The sequence below is a fragment of the Caballeronia sp. SEWSISQ10-4 2 genome (assembly GCF_030464885.1).
Classification (GTDB): Bacteria; Pseudomonadota; Gammaproteobacteria; order Burkholderiales; family Burkholderiaceae; genus Caballeronia.
In genome coordinates this window covers 78,897-99,216 of sequence record NZ_JALPRJ010000003.1, presented here as the reverse complement: position 1 = coordinate 99,216, position 20,320 = coordinate 78,897, and the positions used below count along the sequence as shown (strand labels likewise).

General features: G+C 56.6%; 14 protein-coding genes and 2 pseudogenes. 13 read left to right on the top strand and 3 right to left on the bottom strand.

The genetic code is table 11. The features are described 5' to 3' along the window. Positions 1–8: 8 nt before the first annotated feature. From M0D69_RS03135 to M0D69_RS03115, 5 genes are all read left to right on the top strand, one after another. A complete protein-coding gene (locus M0D69_RS03135) occupies positions 9–761 on the top strand; it encodes an enoyl-CoA hydratase-related protein (protein ID WP_301780617.1) in 753 nt (250 codons plus the stop codon). An 89-nt stretch (positions 762–850) separates the two neighbouring features. After that, the gene (locus M0D69_RS03130; RefSeq protein WP_301780616.1) at positions 851–1,033 is read left to right on the top strand and encodes a hypothetical protein; all 183 of its coding nucleotides are present in this window, start codon (positions 851–853) and stop codon (positions 1,031–1,033) included. A 246-nt stretch (positions 1,034–1,279) separates the two neighbouring features. Beyond that, on the top strand, positions 1,280–3,361 hold the full coding sequence (locus tag M0D69_RS03125) for a 3-hydroxyacyl-CoA dehydrogenase NAD-binding domain-containing protein (protein ID WP_301780615.1): 2,082 nt from the start codon (positions 1,280–1,282) through the stop codon (positions 3,359–3,361). Between the two features lie 91 nt (positions 3,362–3,452). Next, a complete protein-coding gene (locus M0D69_RS03120) occupies positions 3,453–4,631 on the top strand; it encodes an acetyl-CoA C-acyltransferase (protein WP_301780614.1) in 1,179 nt (392 codons plus the stop codon). A gap of 13 nt (positions 4,632–4,644) precedes the next feature. Beyond that, positions 4,645–6,507, top strand: coding sequence for an acyl-CoA dehydrogenase (locus M0D69_RS03115; RefSeq protein ID WP_301780613.1), 1,863 nt, complete (start codon positions 4,645–4,647; stop codon positions 6,505–6,507). A gap of 646 nt (positions 6,508–7,153) precedes the next feature. Here the strand turns inward: M0D69_RS03115 and M0D69_RS03110 are convergent. The 3 genes and pseudogenes from M0D69_RS03110 to M0D69_RS03100 all read right to left on the bottom strand — a co-directional run bounded on the left by M0D69_RS03110 (position 7,154) and on the right by M0D69_RS03100 (position 9,828). Then, a complete protein-coding gene (locus M0D69_RS03110; RefSeq protein WP_301780612.1) occupies positions 7,154–7,741 on the bottom strand; it encodes an HD domain-containing protein in 588 nt (195 codons plus the stop codon). 154 nt (positions 7,742–7,895) lie between these two features. Continuing rightward, positions 7,896–8,549: pseudogene (locus tag M0D69_RS03105) on the bottom strand (class II aldolase/adducin family protein). Between the two features lie 172 nt (positions 8,550–8,721). Next, the gene (locus M0D69_RS03100) at positions 8,722–9,828 is read right to left on the bottom strand and encodes a TauD/TfdA family dioxygenase (RefSeq protein ID WP_301780611.1); all 1,107 of its coding nucleotides are present in this window, start codon (positions 9,826–9,828) and stop codon (positions 8,722–8,724) included. An 876-nt stretch (positions 9,829–10,704) separates the two neighbouring features. Between M0D69_RS03100 and M0D69_RS03095 the strand changes: the two genes are divergently transcribed. The 8 genes and pseudogenes from M0D69_RS03095 to M0D69_RS03060 all read left to right on the top strand — a co-directional run bounded on the left by M0D69_RS03095 (position 10,705) and on the right by M0D69_RS03060 (position 20,200). Then, complete coding sequence (locus M0D69_RS03095; protein WP_301780610.1) at positions 10,705–12,234, top strand: AMP-binding protein; 1,530 nt, start codon at positions 10,705–10,707, stop codon at positions 12,232–12,234. An 84-nt stretch (positions 12,235–12,318) separates the two neighbouring features. Beyond that, the gene (locus tag M0D69_RS03090; RefSeq protein WP_301780609.1) at positions 12,319–13,206 is read left to right on the top strand and encodes a haloalkane dehalogenase; all 888 of its coding nucleotides are present in this window, start codon (positions 12,319–12,321) and stop codon (positions 13,204–13,206) included. 510 nt (positions 13,207–13,716) lie between these two features. Continuing rightward, positions 13,717–13,898: pseudogene (locus M0D69_RS03085) on the top strand (methyl-accepting chemotaxis protein); the annotation flags it as partial. A 290-nt stretch (positions 13,899–14,188) separates the two neighbouring features. Then, positions 14,189–15,154 carry a D-2-hydroxyacid dehydrogenase family protein gene (locus M0D69_RS03080; RefSeq protein ID WP_301780697.1) on the top strand — a complete coding sequence of 322 codons (966 nt, stop codon included), beginning with the start codon at positions 14,189–14,191 and terminating at the stop codon, positions 15,152–15,154. A 360-nt stretch (positions 15,155–15,514) separates the two neighbouring features. After that, the gene (locus M0D69_RS03075; RefSeq protein ID WP_301780696.1) at positions 15,515–16,417 is read left to right on the top strand and encodes a LysR family transcriptional regulator; all 903 of its coding nucleotides are present in this window, start codon (positions 15,515–15,517) and stop codon (positions 16,415–16,417) included. Between the two features lie 386 nt (positions 16,418–16,803). Further along, on the top strand, positions 16,804–17,478 hold the full coding sequence (locus M0D69_RS03070) for an SDR family NAD(P)-dependent oxidoreductase (protein ID WP_301780608.1): 675 nt from the start codon (positions 16,804–16,806) through the stop codon (positions 17,476–17,478). Between the two features lie 124 nt (positions 17,479–17,602). Further along, complete coding sequence (locus tag M0D69_RS03065; RefSeq protein ID WP_301780607.1) at positions 17,603–18,322, top strand: SDR family oxidoreductase; 720 nt, start codon at positions 17,603–17,605, stop codon at positions 18,320–18,322. Positions 18,323–18,772: 450 nt separating this feature from the next. Next, positions 18,773–20,200 (top strand): NAD-dependent succinate-semialdehyde dehydrogenase, encoded by a 1,428-nt coding sequence (locus M0D69_RS03060; RefSeq protein ID WP_301780606.1) that lies wholly within the window; start codon positions 18,773–18,775, stop codon positions 20,198–20,200. Positions 20,201–20,320: the final 120 nt, after the last annotated feature.

The following is a 20,320-nucleotide window of genomic DNA, read 5'->3' as shown; positions in this document are numbered from 1 at the left end:
AGTCGCGCATGACGCAACACGTACTCATCAACAACTCGGATGGAGTTCTCTCCATCAGGTGGAACAGGCCAGAGCGCCTCAATGCATTCGACGCTTCAATGCTTGAGGATGCTGCCCAGGCCATTAATGATGTGCCCGCCGATGTGCGGGTAATCGTGATCAGTGGCGAGGGTCGCGCCTTCAGCGCCGGAGGCGATTTCAAGAGCGGCATCAATATTGAAACCGTGGACAGCGGTCATCGCCTTGTGCGGGCGATTGCGCGTTCGCATGTACCCGTTATAAGCGGAGTCAATGGTCCCGCAGTTGGAATGGCCTGCTCCATCGCCGTCGCCGCAGACATTACGCTTGCCACGCGGTCCGCCTACTTTCTACTGGCGTTTGTGAACATTGGCATGATGCCGGACGGCGGCGCAACGGAGTTAATTGGCGCTTCGATTGGTCGTGCACGTGCTAACACTATGGCAATGCTCGGCAATCGGCTGTCCGCTGATGACGCAGTGGCGGCGGGACTGATCTACCGTTCGGTAGCCGACGATGCCTACGATGCGGAACTGGAAGCTCTGGTGCAAAAAATCAAGAACGGGCCCACCAAGGCGTTCGCTGCAATGAAAGGCGCCATTGCGGCCACGACGCTGTCACATCTGGACGAAGCCCTTGACCGTGAGCGCGATGGGCAAGTGCCACTCTTCGAAACGGAGGATGCGAGAGAAGGTGCGCGTGCCTTTCTCGAGAAACGCCCGCCGATTTTCCGCGGCAGATAGTCAATATTGTTGCGGCGAAGCTGTCTGCGACTCGCTTTGCGCGTCACGCTAGATGCATTTTGCTAGCCGCAGCAGCTTGTACAGTTCGAGTGGCAAACGAATCGCGTCGCACTGGCAGTGCGCCGTTGAAGCTGCATTGGCAGCGCCGGAATCACGAAATTCTCAATCCCGCGTCGTGGTGCGAGTCGATCGGCTATTCGAAGCCTGATAGCAAGCTGGTGTTCGCCGGTCTGTCGTCGATGGTCTTGAAGATGGATCTGCGCACGTATTAGGACCGCAAAACCGCTACCGCTCGGCGGACGCCTATGAGTTCGTGAAGAACGACGATGGCAGCGAGCGTCGCGAGATCTACGGCATCAAGAGTACAGCCTGAGGCGTCGTCAGAGGTTGCGCGTAAGGACGGCGGTCAGGAATTTCCGCAGCAGGCTGCCATGCCGCGGGCGCCACAACAAACAGGTTCGTGAATGAACTGAACCTCTGAATTGCCAGACAATTTCGAGATATCAAAAGGAACCGGCATGACAGCGCAGTATCAGGTACAGGACAGTGTGGCTATCATTTCACTCGACAATCCTCCGGTCAATGGCCTCGGTCACAGCACAAGAGTGTGCATTGTAGACGGGATAGAGCGCGCACTGGACGACTCGGGCGTCAAGGCAATTGTCCTCATCGGTACGGGCAACGCGTTCTCGGGTGGTGCCGATATTCGAGAATTCGGCACATCTAAGGCGCTACAGGAACCGAGCCTGCAAACGATAATCGATGTGATCGAGGCGTCTCCGAAGCCCGTGGTGGCAGCGATTCATTCGGTCGCGATGGGCGGCGGTCTGGAGCTGGCCCTCGGCTGTCATTATCGCGTTACGGTCAAGGGAACGAAGATTGCGCTACCAGAAGTGAATCTGGGCCTGCTGCCTGGGGCCGGCGGTACACAACGCCTGCCGCGCGTGGTCGGCCTCGAGACCGCGGTGAACATGATCGTGTCGGGCAAGACGATGGCGTCTGAGGAGCTTGCTGGCACGAAGCTGTTTGACCACTTCGCAACCGATGAATTGCTATGGGAGGCCTTGAAGTTTGCGCAGGATGCAGTCGCTGCGGGGGCTCCGCATCCCCGCGTACGCGACTTGAATGTCCACCACGAAAACGCCGAGGCGTATCTGGGAATCGTCCGCAATACGGTCGCTGCAAGTGCAAGGGACTATCCGGCTCCGGTTAAGTGCGTGGATGCCATCGCGGCGTCACTCAAACCGTTCGATCAGGGCATCAAGGAGGAGCGCGACGCATTCCTCTACCTGCTGACCAGCTCCGAATCGCGTGCGCTACGACATGCGTTCCTCGCCGAGCGCGCGGCGAGCAAGATTGCGGAAGTACCTGTCGATACGCCCACTCGCAAAATCGCGAAAGTTGCAGTAATCGGTGCAGGCACGATGGGTGGGGGCATTAGCATGAGCTTTTTGAACGCCGGAATTCCTGTGACGATGCTGGAAATGAAAGCCGACGCGCTCGAACAAAGGGTCGCCACCATCCGCCGCCACTACGAAAACACAGCGAAGAAAGGAAAGCTCACTCAGGAGGAGATCGAAGCGCGCGTTGGCATGCTTACGACCACGCTGTCCTACGACGACATCAAGGACGCGGACCTTGCGATCGAAGCCGTGTTCGAAGACATGAGTATCAAGCAGGCCGTGTTCCGACAACTCGACAAGGTCATGAAACCGGGCGCGATTCTCGCGTCAAATACGTCGACCCTGGATGTCAATAATATCGCTGAATTCACAACGCGTCCGAAGGATGTGGTCGGCATGCACTTTTTCAGCCCGGCCAACGTGATGAAGCTGCTCGAAGTCGTGCGTGGCGAGAAGACCGCAAAGGACGTCCTTGCGACCGTGATGCGGCTCGCGAAGAAGATCGGGAAGATCGCCGTCGTGTCTGGTGTATGCGACGGCTTTATCGGCAATCGGATGATTGAACAGTACAGCCGTCAGGCGGGTTTCCTGCTCGACGAGGGTGCGCTGCCCGAGCAGGTCGACAAGGCCATCGAAAAATTCGGCTTCGCAATGGGCCCTTTTCGGATGATCGACATGGCCGGTAACGATATCAGCCGGGAGATCAGAAAGCGCCGCGCCGTTGAGCAGCCGGCGTTTACGTATTCGAAGACGGCCGACCTGCTGTGCGAAATGGGGCGCTTCGGGCAGAAGGTCGGCGCGGGCTGGTACGACTATAGGGAGGGTGACCGCAGGGCCTACTCGAGCCAGCAGGTCAACGACATGATCATCCGGCATACAGAGGATCTTGGTCTCACGCGGCGCAAAATATCCGACGAGGAGATTGTCGAGCGTTTGGTGTACGCGCTCGTCAATGAAGGAGCGCTGATCGTCGAGGAAGGGATCGCGTCGAAGGCATCGGACATCGACATGGTCTATCTGAGCGGCTACGGTTTTCCGAGGTGGCGCGGCGGCCCGATGCAGTATGCGGACGAGGTCGGTTTGTACAACGTTGCGCGGGCGATTCGCCGCTACGCGAAGGGCTATCAGGGCAAGGCGTGGCAGGTCGCGCCACTCTTGCAGAAGCTCGTAGACGCGGGTACGCGTTTTAACGACTAACTCAATTTGCCGTCACTTCAGGCAGCCCAATGGGTGGAACCCGTGCTCTGTGGCAGTGGATCCGACGTCAAGGCATATCAAGGAACAGGACATGAATGAGGCAGTGATCGTATCCACGGCGCGTACCGGGCTCGCGAAGAGCTGGAAAGGTGCCTTCAACATGACCCACGGCGCCACGCTTGGCGCGCATGCGGTGCGGCACGCGATCGCGCGCGCGGGCATAGAAGCTGGCGAAATAAACGATGTGTTAATGGGGTGCGCGAATCCCGAAGGCGCGACTGGCACCAATATTGCGCGGCAGATCGCCCTGCGCGCTGGCTGCCCGGTGACGGTCCCGGGCGCCACCGTGAACCGCTTCTGCGCATCGGGCTTGCAGGCGATCGCGATGGCCGCGCAGCGTGTGATCGCCGATGAGGGCGATTGTTACGTTGCAGGCGGTGTGGAAAGCATCTCGTTGACGCAGCGGCAGTTGAACATGCAATTCGCCAGCGACCCTTGGCTTTTGCAGCACAAACCGGAAATTTACTGGAGCATGCTGCAGACCGCCGAGAACGTATCGACCCGCTATGGGATCCCCCGCGAACGTCAGAACGAATACGGTGTACGCAGCCAGCAACGCGCCGCGTCTGCACAGGCCGCTGGCCTCTTCAACGAGGAGATCGTACCGATGACGGTGCTCTCTGGTATGACCGACGAAGCCACCGGCCAGATCGTGACGAGGGAAGTGACGATCGCGGCCGACGAAGGCATTCGCGGCGATACGACGCTTGAAGGCGTATCGAAAATTCGCTCTGCCACTCCCGGCGGCGTAATTTCGGCAGGCAATGCGTCACAGTTTTCGGACGGCGCGTCGGCAGCCGTAGTGATGAACGCGCGCGTGGCTGCTGCGCAAGGCCTGAAACCATTGGGCGTATTTCGCGGATTCGCGGTGGCAGGATGCGAACCGGATGAGATGGGCATCGGTCCGGTGTTCGCGGTCCCCAAGCTGCTGAAGAGGACCGGGCTGAAGATCGAAGACATCGGCCTATGGGAACTAAACGAAGCATTCGCCGTGCAGGTGCTCTACTGCGCCGATCAGCTGGGCATTCCGATGGAGCGGCTGAACGTGAACGGCGGCGCAATTGCGGTTGGTCACCCGTACGGAGTGTCCGGCGCACGCCTCGTTGGCCACGCACTGATCGAGGGCAAGCGTCGCGGCGTGAGGCACGTGGTAGTCACAATGTGCGTCGGTGGGGGGCAGGGCGCGGCCGGCCTCTTCGAAGTTCTTTGAGCGGAGTGCCGTCATGTCACTGATTCTCTCCCGCCGCGACCTGAACTTCCTGCTCTACGAGTGGCTCCGGGTCGAGGAGCTGACGAGCATTCCCCGCTATGCTGAACATACGCGCGAGACCTTCGACGCGGCACTCGACACTTGCGAGAAAATCGCCACCGAATTATTCGCTACGCACAACAAGAAGAGCGACCAGCAGGAACCGCATTTCGACGGTGAAACCGTTCACATCATCCCCGAAGTGAAGACCGCGCTCGATGCCTTTAACGCAGCGGGTTTGATTGCCGCTGGCCAGGACTATGAACTCGGCGGTATGCAACTACCGCTGGTTGTGGAGAAGGCCTGCTTCGCATACTTCCTGGGCGCGAACGCTGCTACCGCAGCGTATCCATTCCTGACCATCGGCAATGCGAATCTCCTGCTCACGTACGGCGCGCCGACGCAGATCGATGCGTTCGTGCGACCTGAGATGGAAGGTCGTTTCTTCGGCACGATGTGTCTATCGGAGCCGCAGGCGGGTTCGTCGTTGTCAGACATCACCACTCGCGCTGAATACGAGGGCGAATCGCCGCTCGGCCAGCAGTACCGGTTGCGTGGCAACAAGATGTGGATATCCGGTGGCGAGCATGAGTTGTCCGAAAATATCGTACATATGGTGCTGGCCAAAATCCCAAGTTCAGACGGAAAGCTAATTCCTGGGGTCAGCGGCATCTCGCTCTTTGTTGTCCCGAAGTACCTCGTCAATGGCGACGGCTCGCTTGGCGAGCACAACGATGTAGTGCTCGCGGGTCTGAACCACAAAATGGGATATCGCGGCACAACGAACTGTCTGCTGAATTTCGGCGAAGGCGTCAAATATCGGCCCGACGGTAAGGCTGGGGCAATTGGTTATCTGTTGGGCCAACCCGGGCGGGGCCTCGCATGCATGTTCCACATGATGAACGAAGCACGCATTGGCGTGGGACTCACCGCCGCAGTCCTCGGCTATACCGGCTATCTGCACGCACTTGATTATGCACGGAACCGGCCGCAAGGGCGCGCCATCGGTAAAGGCGGCAAAGACCCCTCAAGCCCCCAGGTGAAGCTGATTGAGCACGCCGATATACGCCGGATGCTGCTCGCGCAGAAGAGCTATACGGAAGGTGCGCTGGCGCTGAACCTGTACTGTGCGAAGCTGGTCGACGCGGAGCGCGCCGCACGGGCTGCCGACGACGCAGTTGCGCGCGAGCGTGCCACGTTATTGCTCGATATTCTGACGCCGATCGCCAAGAGCTGGCCATCGCAATGGTGCCTCGAAGCGAACAACCTCGCTATCCAGGTGCACGGCGGCTATGGCTACACGCGTGAGTACAACGTCGAGCAGTTCTATCGCGACAACCGTCTGAACCCGATCCACGAAGGCACGCATGGGATCCACGGATTGGACCTGCTGGGTCGCAAGGTAATGATGAAAGACGGCACGGCATTGGGGATCGTCAGCGAGACGGTGCGGGCCGGGGTCATCAGGGCGCTCGCCACAAAGGATGCTGAGCTCCACGAATATGCGCACACGCTGAGCACTGTGATGGGGGGGCTGACGCTCGTTACGCAGCGATTGTGGGAGGCGGGAGACCCAACTCTTACGCTTGCTAACGCATCGGTGTACCTCGAGGCATTCGGCCACATCGTACTGGCGTGGATTTGGCTGGAACAGGCGATTGCGGCACATGCCGCGCTATCCGCGAACAGAAGCAACGAAGACGAAGCGTTCTATCGAGGCAAGCTGGCCGCAGCCGCGTATTTCTTCAAATGGGAATTGCCGCGCGCGACGGCGCAACTTGACCTGCTTGAGACGCTTGATCGCACCACGCTCGATATGCAAGACGTCTGGTTCTGACGCAAGGGATGCGGAGGCAGCTTTGAGACGACCTCCTCGTGAGTAGCGTGAACGATGTTTGAGTTCACAAGACGAGGAACCGTATACGTTCAATACGACAGATTCCAGATCAGTGGAGGCATAATCGAGCGAGCAGAGTGACATATTCAGTCTGGAAGGCAAGACAGCGTATCTGGTTGGAATCTACCAGAAAGCAAGCGGTATAGACTCGACCGGGCAAACGGCGGTTGCGAATATTAATGCTGTGACTCCAGCCGCGGGCAATCACATGGCACTCGCCCGACTTGGTTTACAGGTGAAATTTTAATTAGCTTGACGATAAGACAGAAAGCGACTGCCCTGGTTGCTTTCTGTTCAACCGAACGCTACCGGAAATCGCAGGAACGTGAAGGCCTTCAGGGGGATACAAAGAGGAAAGGAGAAACAACGCAAATCTCGAAATCAACCGGTTGGGGTAGTTGGCCGACGTTTCGCTTGTCATACGGGAATTGATTCGCGCGTATCAGAGTAGTAAGCCACCGGGCAATCACCTCGTCCGGGCCAAATGTATTGTCACGTTGTTCCAATCATGGACGCGTCATTGAGCATCTGACACAAGTCATGTAAATCAGTGCGTCGCGCTTCGATCATTCCTCGACGCTGGCCTTCATTTCGCGGGATGAAACATCTTGTCATACATGGAATGACTCGGCTTCGAGAACACGCGCCGAACCATGGGATCGAAGAACGACAGCGGCAAAGTGTCGTAATTCTTATCGAACGCTGGTGCATCGTACTTTTCGCAAAATTCAACAGTACGCTCGAACAGTTCCGGCTGATTGCGAAACTGTTCACGCATGTTTGGGTCGAGACCTATATTTTGGAAGAAGTAGTAACCTTGAAAGACGCCATGATGCTGCACCATCCAGACATTTTCCGGACTGACGAATGGTTTAAGCATGGCCGCAGCGATGTCGGGATGGTTATAGCTGCCGAGGGTGTCGCCAATGTCGTGCAGCAGGGCACAGACCACGTACTCTTCGTCGCGCCCATCCCGGTGCGCCAGTGTCGCGGTCTGCAGGCAATGCGTGAGACGAGCGACGGGCAAGCCGCCCCAGTCGTCTTCGAGCACCTTAAGGTGCTCGAGCGCGCGGTCTGCCAGTGTCGCCGCGTAGGGCTTGAGCTCTCCGAGGATGATTGCCCAGTCTTCGGCGGTGCTCTGGCCGATATGTGAAAAGGTGGCTTGTTTACTCACGTCCCGTCTCCTAAAAATTTCGGTAATATGCGAAACATTCGCAGTCCAATCAATCTATAAAATTCTGCCGTGCCTGCCGTGCCTGCCGTCCTCAGCGGCGGAGACGCCAACGCGACGCTCCCGGCTCTTACACGGGCATAGCGCTAGCAGTGGCCTAGATGTCGTAACCTAGCATTCTGCGGTCTAGCATCCGCAACAGCGCCGGCCACGCCAGTTGTCCATAGCTGCTCAGCGTTGTTGGGTTCGCCCCCATCGCTTCAGTGCTGGCTCGCGCCGCGGCTGAGACTTCATGCAACGGGCGGCCCATGCTCAAGGTCCGTACCTGTGCGGAGCAGGCGCGCTGCAGCATGTACATACGTACGAAGGCCTCGCTGATACTCGCACCTACCGCCAGAGTGCCGTGATTGCGCAGCAGCATCAGATGTTTGTCGCTCAGGTCCCGTTGCAATCGCTCGCGTTCGTCCAGATAAAAGGGCTGGCCCCTCATAGTCGTGTTGCGCGAGGTCGCCTGTCGTGAGCATGGCTGTCTGATTCAGCGGCAGCAAACCCTCGGAAAGAGCCGACACCGCCATGCTGTCGGCGGTGTGCGGATGAACACGCAGTTGGCGTCATCACGCACCTGATGGACCGCGCTATGGATCACGAACCCAGCCTTGTTGAAGCTGTAGGGCGACTCGCCGATCACGTTGCCCTCAAGGTCGATCTTGATCAGACTGGTAGCGGTAATCTCATCGAAGGTCATACCGAGAGAGTTGATGAGGAAGGCATGCTTGTGCCCGGGCACCCGCGCCGAAATATGCGTCCCTATCAGGTCGCTCCCGCCGAACAGTTCGACCAGTCTGTAGCAGGCGGCCAGATCGACACGTACCTGCCACTCCTGAGCGACCGGATCGTTGGCTGCCGCGCCAACCGCCTGAGTTTGGTGTAGTGGATCAGGTCCTGGCCAATCCAGGGCCGACCTGTCGTTTGCCGCATGCGCCTTAATCGTTGCTCCCGGATCCTAGAAATTGAATCAACGTATCGCGCTTACCTTCAAAAGGCGTGCGGCCATGGGTGCACAGAATGTTGTCCAGGATGAAGATCTCGCCTGCCTCCCAAGGCTCGTCCACCCGAATTTCGTCTTCGATCTGGCGCAAGAGCTTGACATCCTCGGCAGGAATCGTCCCGCCATCGCCAAACAGAACTGCGTTGGGGTAACGTCCACCGTTGCGTTGATCCTCGGGTGTCAACGTGTACCATTGCCGGTCGCTCGTGGGCAATGCGGTCAGATTACTGATCTGGTTAAACCAGTGGCTGGTGCCAAGCACCGGATGGGTGACGAAACCGGATTTGCGGATTTCGGTCTGCAAGCTTCCATCATCCAGCCATTGCCATTCCAGCCCCCCGGCTTCGCATGCGGCTTCGACGTCGGCCTTGTCTTCGGTAAAGAAAGCTTCTTGCCAGGGGCGGTGTATGTTGAGCAACTGGCCACTCCAGCCTTCCGTCGGTACACTTCCGTCGCGGAAATTGCGGCGATAGAGAACTCCGCGCTTGCGCACCTCGTCAAGGATTCGCTGTGGAATTTTCGCTTCGAAGCGGCGAATATCCCCAATCGTGGTGGCTCCGCCAGAACTCGCGACTATGTTGGAGTAGAACGCAAGCTTCAACGGCCATTGACGTTGGTAGCACATCTCATGGTGTAGGGGAATGAAGCGGTCTTTTTCTGTGCGCGTCGACTCCATCACCCTGCCTGCAATCGCTGCGCGTGGCCCTCCACCGCCCTTGTATCCCATAGCGGCGACGGGATAGTGCGACATCACATTGCCGAACTGCTCCGGACCCTTGACGGGGAATCCGCGGAGACGCACGGCACCGAACCGGAGCAGCAATTTGTCGATGGCCTCCTCATGGTCGACCAGCCACGCCTGAAAGGCTGCACGATCCGTCTTGAGGCGTCTGGATACGGGCATGATGAACAATGGAATGCCCTGCGGGTGCAAATGCACTGTTACCTCTTCGCCCAAAGCGGCGTGGGTGCCAGAAACGGGACTGGAGGAACGGATGTCCAGTGTCTCGGCGCTGGACTGACTGACGGCTGTGTCGCTCATTAAAGTCTCCTTATCTTCGGATGGGAACCGCTACGCATTGCACAATTTAATGTGTCGTGTGGTTCATGTGGCCTACTGTATTTCCCGGTTCCACAGTCCGCTGTATCAGCGGATACGAAATGACAGCTAAATCAAAAAAATTCCCGATGCAGGCGGTTGGACGACGTTCCTTAATTTGTGTGTTTTGGTAGGCCAATCGTCGCGTGGCGAGACTTGTGTGGACCGATGAACAGGCACTGCGTGACTTGCGTTGGGGATGAATTTTGTGGGGATGTTTTGATGATCGCCATTGGATCGGAAAAACACCTCGTTCCCAATCGCTTGCCGGGATGATTTCACCGCATCTGTAGTCCAGGCGTGTTCTGGGAATGTACTCTGCGCTTTCCGACGATCTCATGTCGCCATGGAGAAAACTCCGACGCAATAGCGTATGGCGCGGCCTTGTGGCATCACTGTGCGCATGACATGTTTAGTTTTCCTGACTGACGGGAACCTCGTACTGAACTATCGAGAGCCATTCACGCGAATCCCGCAACATCCAAGACACCGGGGTGGCGACACGCTTCGACCGGGCCACCATGGTTCAGCATTTTCCGTCTGCCGCTGACGGTGATCATTCATATGCGATCTCTTAAAAATTTTGGACGCGCGGGAAAACCCCTGCATTGCGCCGTATCCGCTGATACAGAGTTTTGGCTCAGCCTTGTCAAACTAGTCAGCAGTGAGACGTGTTGCCTCGCGAACGAGGTGCCTGTGACAGGGCCCACGTTGATTTCGTTCGCGCATTCGTGGGCTCTCCTGCATTTCGACTTTAAAGCACAGGCGAAAAGTAAAGCCGTCGAGGATCCCGTTGGCAAGAACCATTTCGGAGTGTCTATGTATAAACCGCTGGTCATCAACGATTTTCTGGACCGCGCGCTCGTTGCGTACCCTGAGCGTATTGCGGTAGTCGACGAGGAGGTTCAGCCCGCCAGGTCATGGGGTGAGTTGACTTACGCGGAACTTGGCCGTAAAGCTCGTGCGCAGGCCGCAACACTGGACGAGATGGGAGTTCCCGTAGGTGCTCGTGTTGCAATCGTCTCTCAGAATTCAGCGCGGCTCATATGTACCTTCTTCGGAGTGTCAGGGTGGGGGCGTGTGCTGGTGCCAGTGAATTTCCGCCTTGCTCCCGCCGAGATCCGTCACGTCATGGCCCACTCGGGTGCGGAGGTCCTTTTGCTTGACCCCGAGTTTCGGCACCTTGCGGAGCATGTCCCGTGCCAGAGAACATTTGTACTCGGGGACGACGATGATCAGATCTGGGGCAGCACGGCGGATCCTCTGCCGTGGATCGAAGATGAGACAGCCACCGCCGTCATCAACTACACCTCGGGAACCACAGGGCTCCCGAAAGGCGTGCAACTGTCGCACCGGCACCTGTGGCTAAACGCGACAGTGTTTGGCTGGCAAACATCTGTCTCCGATCGGGATGTCTACCTGCATACAGTTCAGGCATTCCACGGAAGCGGGTGGGGGCATATCTACGCCGCTACCGCGATGGGAGTCAAACATATAGTCTTAAGGAAAATGGACGGAATCGAGGTCCTTAAGCGTGTCCAGGCGCATGGCGTGACGTACCTATGTGCCGCGCCTGCCGTGGTGAGCGCGGTCCTCGATGGCGCAAAGACCTGGAATGGCCCGATTCCCGGATACGGTTGCCTGCGTATCATTTGTGGGGGCGCGCCGCCGCCCACCCGAACCATCCAGCGCGTGCGCGACGAACTTGGTTGGGAGTTCATGCAGATGTATGGACTGACTGAGACTGGTCCCCTCCTTACGCTGAATCGTATGCGTCCAGAGTGGGATGGTCTGGATTCTTTCGAGCAAGCCCGGTTGCTTGGACGTGCAGGCGTACCGGTTTTGGGTGTGCAACTGAGGACGGGGGCCGACGGAGAAGTGCTTGCGCGCTCAAGTCGAATTCTCGAATCGTACTGGAATGACCCGGAAGCGACGGCGAAGGCACATGACGGCGACTGGTTTCGAACAGGCGACGGTGGTTTCATTTCAGACCACTACCTCACGATTAGCGATCGGATCAAAGATGTCATCGTTTCGGGTGGTGAGAATGTCGCTTCCGTCGAGGTCGAGAATGCGATGGTGTCGCACCCTGCAGTTCGAGACGTCGCTGTCATCGGTATTCCGGACGAAAAATGGGGCGAACTGGTAACTGCACTCGTTGTCCTTGAGGCTGGCCAGCACGTGACCGACGCAGAGCTCATCGCACATTGTCGCCAGCATCTGGCTGGCTACAAGTGCCCTAAACGTGTTGAGTTTCGCAATGAGCTTCCGCGAAATGCTACTGGCAAGTTGCAGAAATATCTATTGCGTAAGCCGTATTGGGAAAGTCTCTCTCGCCAGGTAAATTGAGAGCGGTAGCATGACACTTGAAGTCTGGCCGGCAGTCAAATCGGGTGGGCTCACATCTCGGGCTTTCTGACGGAGCGCAGTTGAATGGCGGAAACGATTGTGCCACTCGTGGAGCGGAAGTTCTGTGACATTGCTGGGCGCAGATTGGCGTATTTGGAGGCCGGATCAGGTCCTCCCATCGTTCTGTTGCACGGCAATCCGACCTCTAGTTATCTGTGGCGGAATATCATTCCGCGTATAGCGAGCAAGGGCAGAGTCATCGCACCCGATCTGATAGGTCACGGTGATTCGGACAAACTTCCGGCTTCGGAGGGGGCGGCACGGTACAGCTTCGAGCGTGCATTCTCGTATTTGGATGCGATGCTGTCGGAACTAGACGCGGACACGCGGGTGACGCTGGTACTTCACGACTGGGGCAGCGCACTAGGTTTTCACTGGGCACGCTTGCATCCAGACAGGGTGAGAGGGCTCGTCTATATGGAGAGCATTGTCGCACCATGGGCCTCTTGGGATGACTGGCCGGAGAAGGCCCGAGGAATCTTTCAGGGATTTCGTTCGCCGAATGGCGAGGAACTGATTCTGCGACGTAACCTATTTATCGAGCGTGTCCTTCCCGGGTCCGTGTTGCGCGAATTGAGCATCGAAGAACTGTGGCACTACTACGCGCCTTTCGTGATCGAAGCCGACCGTCAAACCATGCTGAACTGGCCCCGGTTACTCCCTATCGCAGGTGAGCCCTCTCACATGGTTGCAGTTGTCCAGTTGTACGCGGATTGGTTGCGGCAATCCCAAGTACCGAAGCTATTCATCAACGCAGAGCCAGGTTCAATTCTTGTGGGTGCTCAACGTGAGTTTTGTCGCAGTTGGCCCAACCAGACCGAGGTCACTGTCAAAGGGTTGCATTTCATCCAGGAAGATTCACCCGATGAAATTGGCCACGCCGTTGCCGGCTGGCTTTCCGCTCTCGTATAGGACGATTCAGTCGGTGGGTTGGCAAAGGATTGTTCGCCGTTTTGGCTCTGTCTCGATGCCGGTTAAGTGATAAGCCCATGGCGTCATTACCTCGGGACGTTCGAGCTGCGCTCCCCAGGCTGCCGACTGCCTGTAAATTCTGCTTTGACCACTTCCTCATGCCAGGCAACCGTGCTCGCTTCCAGTTCCCGCAAGTCTTCGTACTTTCCTCCATATCGGCCATAGAGAGAGTAACGAAATCAGATCGTCCGCGATCGGAGGACAGGTATCAGTCGATCGTGACGCTTGATCGGATCCGCCCGCCGCAGCAATGATCGACTGCCGATTTTCAATGGTTTGCTGTCTTGAAACACCGATGAACTGTTCTCCTTGCCCACGCGTCGTCTTTTACCATTTTTTCATAAAACGATGACGAATGCCATTGACATTGGCTAGCGGCATCATCATGATTGGACAGATCGATTGTAATCACCATTGTTAGGTGACCGCAGGTCTAGGCGATCTATCAGCGTAATCGAGGGTATCGCTTCCAAACCAACATCCTCGCGCTTAACGCGGCGGTCGAACCGGCCCGCGCCGGCGAGCACGGTCGAGGCTTTGCCGTCGTGGCCAGTGAAGTCCGCACACTCGCCAAGCGCGGCGTGACGGTGGCCAGGGAGACCAAGGATCTGATCGGTGAATCAGTTGGGCGCCCGTTCGAAGCTCGTATGGGGATTGTTCGGGTCCCGGATGATCGTCCCGCGGAGTGAACTACATCGGGCAATTTTCGCACCGCCTCGCGTGTGTAGCGAAGACCGAACTGACGCCGGTCAATACCGCGGCGATGATTGCTTCAGGGGACGTAATACTAGACCACCATCCAGTATGGGTCCCTGCAAGCGAGTCTCGCTTGCGTCAAACTGACAGTACACCCGTAGATGTGGCAGAGCACGGGCCTGCGGTTCCGCCCATTCACCATCCAAACCAGAAGGGAGAAAGCAGCATGTTCACTGTGCCCCGAGTCAAGGCGGCAATCCTCGACGATTATCAGCGCGTTGCGCTGAGTATGGCGGACTGGTCGCCCCTGAACGGTCGCGTAGAAATCACGGTGTTCAACGACCACATCGGCGACGTTGAAAAGCTGATCGATCGCTTAGTGCCGTTCGATGTTGTGTGTGTGATGCGCGAGCGTACGCCACTCACGCGCAACATCATCGAAAGATTGCCGAATCTTAAGCTGATCGCATCGACCGGTCCAGCCAACGCCTCGATTGATCTCGACGCCGCCGCTCAGCGCGACATCAAGGTCGTTCACACCGAATACAGTTCGACGCCGACAATCGAGTTTACGTGGGCACTTCTCCTTGCCATGACCCGCAACATATCGCTCGAAAGTCAATCGCTACGCCAAGGTGGCTGGCAGGTGTCGCTTGGCGAGGAACTCGCGGGTAAGACGCTCGGTTTACTCGGTTTGGGCCGCGTCGGTTCGGCCGTGGGCGTGATTGGGCGGGCGTTCAGAATGAACGTCGTCGCTTGGAGTCAGAATCTGACTGCGGAACGCGCACAAGAAAAAGGCGTGCAGTTGGTCAGCAAGGACGAGCTGTTTTCTACCGCAGACTTTCTGTCGGTCCACGTGCGTTTGAGTTCGCGAACCCACCATCTCGTCGGGAAAACGGAATTGGCCCGTATGAAATCGACGAGCCGACTGATTAACACGTCACGCGGCCCGATTGTCGACGAGACAGCGCTGCTCAAGGCGCTAACGAGCGGACAGATCGCGGGCGCTGCGCTGGACGTCTACGATGTTGAGCCGCTCGGCAATCCGCACCCCTTGCGCGAACTACCCAACGTGCTTGCGACCCCGCATCTCGGATACGTGTCGAAGGAATTATATCGAACATTCTACGGCGATACGGTACAGAACCTCGTTCGCTGGCTCGATGAGACTGAGGAGGCCGCCAACGGCTGACGCGCGAATTGTGCGGTGCTGTACACGCGCCGGTCCAGACAACGCGCCGGCGCGCTGTAGCAGTATGTCTGCGCCAAACCCTGCGCAACATTGAAAGCAGAGGGTGAGGCACCATTTGCACAAAATGAACCCGATAAACACGGCCTCAAGCCTACGCGTAACTGATCGTATGCGTCATATGACAGCCGGACGTTCCGATCTCGCCGTTAGTGAAAAAGGGAGAAATCCGCCAGCGAGACATCATATACGCCCAGATCCACCGCGGCTGGGTACCCATTGCAAAGCGACATACCGCTGTTGGACGGTGCTCAGACAGTGACCGATTGCGTTTCAGCCGTCTTCGAGCCGAGAAATCACGTGATGAATATCACCTTCAGACAACTCAGGGTTTTTGTCCAGCTTTTCGAGCTACGCAGCTTTACTGCATCGTCGCTTGCATTGCACATGACCCAATCTGCCGTGAGCAAGCTTTGCTCGGAACTTGAGGCAGAGGTCGGTTTTCCGCTTTTTGATCGTTCCACGCGCCATGTCGAACCGACGGACGGTGCATCAGATCTGTACGCGTACGCAGTCGAACTACTTGGTACGCTGGACTCGGCTACGCGCAGCCTCTCGGACCTGGGTTCAACGCGCAAGGGAAAGGTTGGCATTGCCGCCGCACCCATGGTTTTCTATGGCTTGCTATGCGATGTCATGACCGGATATCAACGTCAATTTCCGCATGTCAGACTTGAGACGTACGAAGTGTCAACCGACGTGGCCATCGACCATGTTGTAAATGGGCGTGTCGACTTCGGTCTCGTCGCGATTGACAGGGACGAGCCGAGGCTACAGATAGAACCTGTCTACCACGACGTCCTCTGTCTTGCCTGTCCACCACTGCATCATCTTCTTGCGGATGGCCAGCCGGTGAAGTGGGAACAGCTGGCGAGGGAGAAAATCATCATGCTACGGTCGGATAACAACATAGGCCGCACGGTAGACTCGATCATGAGGCGTTATGACGCGGATTTTCGAGCGCCGGTGGAAGTTGGTGCCGTGAGCACCATGCTCGGACTTGTGCGCGCCGGCGCAGGTATCGCGGTCGTGTCGAAATACATTTCACGATGCGCGGACACATTTGGGATCAGCATTGTCCCTATCGTCCATTCAGCAGATACCGTACGCACGCTTTCACTGATCCGACGACGCAACGCGCGGTCGTCGATCGCTGCTGCCAAATTCATCGAGATCATGCGTGTTGATCTGCAACGCAGTCAATAACGGAAATTGTCGGTGGCGCAGGGCCGAGGAGGGCTTGTGCTCAAGTTCATCCGTCACCGGGCTCCGACGAGTGCAAGCGTTCATTTATCGCATATTGGGATGGATATATGACGTTAATTCCATTGTTGGAATGGATTGCCTGCGCCATCATGAAGTCTGTACAACCGTCTGCGTTGCCGCAGATGGGTCTCGACAATTGATCCAGCACCGCAAACGCAGTGGAAGATTTCAGCAATACCGCAATCACGGAGGTCGCTCAAAAAGGGCTTCGCGCGTTCGTCAGAAAACGTCGACCGGAAGGATGAGCATTATTTAGTAGGTAGTCGAACGGACATGAGAAATCATCCAAGCCTCGCCCTTATTGTTAGCAGAGTAGGAGCATCGCAATGACAGGACGTCTTGAGGGAAAACGCGTTATTCTTACCGATGCCGCATATTACAGCGGACCCGGCATCGTCAAAGTATTCGAGGAAGAGGACGCCGTTCTGTTCGCCGACAATAGTGACCTCACGGAACCCGGCGCCCCGGAGGATCTGGTGGCGAGGGTTGGCCGCGTGGACATCCTCATCGCCAATCATGCACGCCCGTTCGTGCCCACTCCAGCCGCGGACAGTACGGACGATGAGATGGAACGACTGATGAGTTCCATCTTCTACCCTATGCACCGAATGATCAGGGCCGTGCTTCCGCAGATGCTTGAGAGAAAGAAGGGTAAAATTGTAATAACGAGCAGCCTAAATGCGATTAAGGGGCGCGAGGGAGGAGTCGCTCTCTACGGCGCGGCCCGTGGAGCGCAGATCGGATACATGTTGAATCTCGCGCACGATTTAGCTCCTCATATCAACGTGAATGCTACTGCGCAGGCCTACGTAGATAATCCCACATATTTTCCTGAGGAGTACAAAAGGAGTGAAGCCTTTCGCCGGCGGTTCGCTCAAGTCCCAGCCCAGCGTCTCGCCTCAATGGAGGAATGCGCCAAGACGGTCCTTTTCCTCGCAGGGCCTGAAAGCGATTTCTTCTATGGTCAGGTCATTCCCTTCGCGGGTGGATTGGTAGCCTGAGTTCCTGGCTGGGTCGTCGGGCAACGGGTCGGTTCCGTCGAGCCGCCCCGGTCTGGCACAAGCGGTCCGGCAAGCTCGCCGTGTCCGGAAATATCGATAACCATTTTAGAGGGATGGCGCTTCTATGATCAATCGGACGTTCCTCGTTACGGGAGCTACAAAGGGCATCGGTCTGGCGCTCTCAACCCGTCTTGCCAATGCCGGGCACCATGTGGTCGGAATAGCGCGAGACCAGCCGCAGACATTTCCCGGCACGTTTGTATCGGTTGATCTTAGCGATGACAAAGCTTCCGCGCGGGCTTTCGCGGATCTTGCCACTTGCTATTCCTTTGATGGTGTCGTGAACAACGCTGGGCTTGCAAAGCTCCAGCGCCTCGGCGAAATCGATCTGGATCTGGTTGATCAAATTCTACGCTTCAACCTACATCCCGCGATCAATGCTGTGCAGGCAATCCTTCCCACGCTGCGAGAAAAAGGATGGGGACGGATTGTTAATGTTACGAGCTTTGTGATGCTCGGAATGATTAATCGTACCGCTTATGCTGCCAGCAAGGCCGCGCTGACGAGCTTCACCCGCACATGGGCACTCGAATTGGCGGAGACGGGCATCACGGTCAATTCTGTCGCACCAGGTCCCGTCGAAACTGAGATGCTTCGTCGATCTATGCCCGCGGGAAGTGACGCCGAGCGAGCCTTTCTGACTTACGTTCCAATGAAGCGTCTCGGCACACCGGAGGAGATCGCTGCTACGATCGCTTTCATGCTCTCGGACGAGGCGAGCTATATCACCGGACAGACTCTGTTTGTAGACGGTGGCGGGTCTATCGGCAAATCGTCGATATAGTTTGAAGCCGAATGCGATCGAAGTACATTTCGAGTGGCGATCCGCGGCCGTCGTCATCGGCGGACATGTAGCTGTTTTTCTGCCCGGTTGTGGATGGAACATTAATATTCGACCGTGCCGTGAGATTGAAAAAGTGAGGATGCTTTTTAAAAATGGCATGAATTGATAGTGAAACAATTACGTTCCGACTCCTGCCGACGGTTTCCATATCCATACCTCGCCGTTGCGGACCGCATCGCTTGCGGGCATGCCACTGATTTCGTTGCGATGTCAGAACGTGACCATTGCAGAGCGCAAGATGAACTATCTTCAATTCATATGCAAACGGAGCAGATGGCTGTTGAGTCAAGCGCCGTGAGCAAAATTTCTCAACGAATTGAAGTATCTTTGTAAGGCAGATACTAGCATTGCTCATTCCAGATAAGGCGTAAGAATTAAGGAGTATTGAATATGAATCATTATCCAGAAGTAAAAATCCTTATCGATGGCGATTGGCGTATGTCCGATCCCCGCTCTGTTATAAATCCATTTAATGAAATGGAGATTGGGACGTATGCCCACGCAACGGTTACTGATTTGGAAGACGCCGTAGCCGCAGCAAAGCGTGGGATACGCGCCTGGGGAAATTTAGGACCAGTCGGGCGTGAAGAAATTATGACCCGCGCCGCGAATCTACTACGCGAGCGCGCAGACGAAATCGCCCTAACGATTACGCTAGAACAAGGTAAAACGCTACGTGAGGCGCGGGCGGAAGTCCTGCGTGCGGCTGCCAATATTGAGTGGGATGGCCATGAAGGTAGACGAATCTACGGCCGTATTGTGCCGTCAACGGACGCATACCATAATGCAGTTTATCGTCAGCCCATAGGAATTGTTGCGGGATTCTCTCCATGGAATTTTCCGATCGCGTCTCCATCCAGAAAAATAGGAAGCGCCCTAGCGGCTGGCTGTTCTGTCATCTTGAAAGCAGCGGAAGATACGCCGGCGGGAGCATTTGAACTGGTGCGTGCGTTTGTCGATGCAGGCATTCCCAACGGGGTGTTGAACCTGGTATATGGTGATCCTCCCACAATTTCCAATTATCTCATCGCGCATCCTGACGTGCGGATGGTGACATTCACCGGTTCGGTGCCCGTTGGTAAGCATCTTGCTGCGCTCGCGGGCGATCATATGAAAGCTGTGCTCATGGAACTTGGAGGGCACTCCCCGGTATTCATTTCCAAAACGGCCGATATCGATGAGGCAGCTGATGCAGCAGTGGCGGCTAAGGCGATCAATGCCGGTCAAGTTTGCGTCTCACCAACTAGGTTCTTTGTTGAAGATGCAGTCTATGATCGGTTTGCCTCACGATTTGTCGAGCGCGCCAAAGCGCTAAAGGTAGGCAATGGACTCAACGATGATACAGATATGGGACCTCTGGTCAATTCCCGGCGTGTCAGTGCGGTTGAAGCTCTGATCGCTGACGCGAAGGCCACAGGGGCGCATATACTCGCCGGTGGTGAGCGTATCGGCCATCGAGGTTTCGCCTTTCCACTAACAATTCTTGGTAATGTTCCCGTTACAGCAAGGGCAATGCGAGAAGAGCCCTTCGGTCCGGTGGCGTTACTGAGCCGTGTCAGTGGCGTCGAAGAAGCGGTTGAAAAGGCCAATTCGGTGCGTTTCGGATTGGCGGGTTACGCATTTACCCGTTCTGCCCTTGACATCAAGATATTGTCTCAACAACTCGAGGTGGGCAACCTTGCGATCAATCACTTCTCGTCTTCGGAGCCAGATTTACCCTTTGGCGGTGTAAAAGATAGCGGTATTGGACGGGAAGGAGGAATTGAAGGACCTTTAGCGCACACTGTTGCCAAAACCGTAATGACATTGCTGGTCTAAGCGATAAGGCAGGACGGACATCCGGTCGGTGGACTGGGCCAGTATCGTTGCGTCGAAAGCCGTCAGATCGCCATGTACCCCTGTTACTCTGGCCATGGAGGCAGTGCTTCCATCGCCCGC